We start from the raw sequence: 878 nt of genomic DNA, 5'->3' as shown, positions 1-878 counted from the left end.
TCGGCGATTTCGAAGATGGGAGCCTCGGGATCCTTGTTGATGACCACGATGGTCTTCGAGGTCTGCATGCCCGCCCGGTGCTGAATCGCCCCGGAGATACCCGCCGCGATGTACAACTGCGGGGACACCGTCTTCCCGGTCTGGCCGACCTGGAAAGCGTGCGGATACCAGCCCGCATCGGTCGCCGCACGGGAGGCGCCGACAGCCGCGCCGAGCGAATCGGCCAGCTTCTCGATGATGGCGAAGTTCTCACCGGACCCGACACCGCGCCCGCCGGAGACCACGATGGCGGCCTCGGTGAGCTCGGGACGGGCGCCCTTCTCCTGCTTGACCCGCTCCACGATCTTCGCAGCGCGGGCCGCGTCGGTCAGGGCGACGTCCACCTTCTCCTCGACGGCGGCACCGGGGGCGGGCACGGGGGCGGTGGAGTTGGGACGGACCGCGATGATCGGAGTGCCCTTGCTCACCCGGCTGTGCACGTTGACGCCACCGCCGAAGATGGACTGATCGGCGATGAAACCCTCACCCAGCCCGACAGCATCGGTGATCACTCCAGAGTCGGTCTTGACCGCGAGCCGCCCGGCGACCTCCTTGCCCTCAGCCGTCGAGGCGACCAGCACAGCCGCCGGAGACCGGGAAGCCACCAGCGAGGCCAGCAGTTCGGCCTTCGGCGCGACCACGTAGTCCACGATGTCGGCCGAATCCGCCACATACACCCGCTCCGCGCCGAACTCGGCGAGCCTGCCCTTGGCGATCTCGGAGTAGCCAGGACCGGCCCAGACGGCGGCGGGCTCGCCGAGCGAGCGAGCCAGGGTCAGCAGCTCAAGGGTGACCTTCTTGACGTCTCCGTCGACGTGCTCGACGAGCACCAGGATCTC

The 878-nt window shown here is 68.6% G+C and carries 1 protein-coding gene; it reads right to left on the bottom strand.

Going from position 1 to position 878, the window contains the following annotated elements; all coding sequences use genetic code 11:
• Positions 1–878 (bottom strand): electron transfer flavoprotein subunit alpha/FixB family protein (locus tag ABGB08_RS54690; protein WP_347608563.1); only part of this gene is annotated, 878 nt, incomplete at both ends.

The sequence above is a fragment of the Acrocarpospora sp. B8E8 genome, from assembly GCF_039871605.1.
GTDB lineage: Bacteria > Actinomycetota > Actinomycetes > Streptosporangiales > Streptosporangiaceae > Acrocarpospora > Acrocarpospora macrocephala.
The sequence above is the reverse complement of the archived record's forward strand: the minus strand, read 5'-3'. Positions and strand labels throughout refer to the sequence as shown.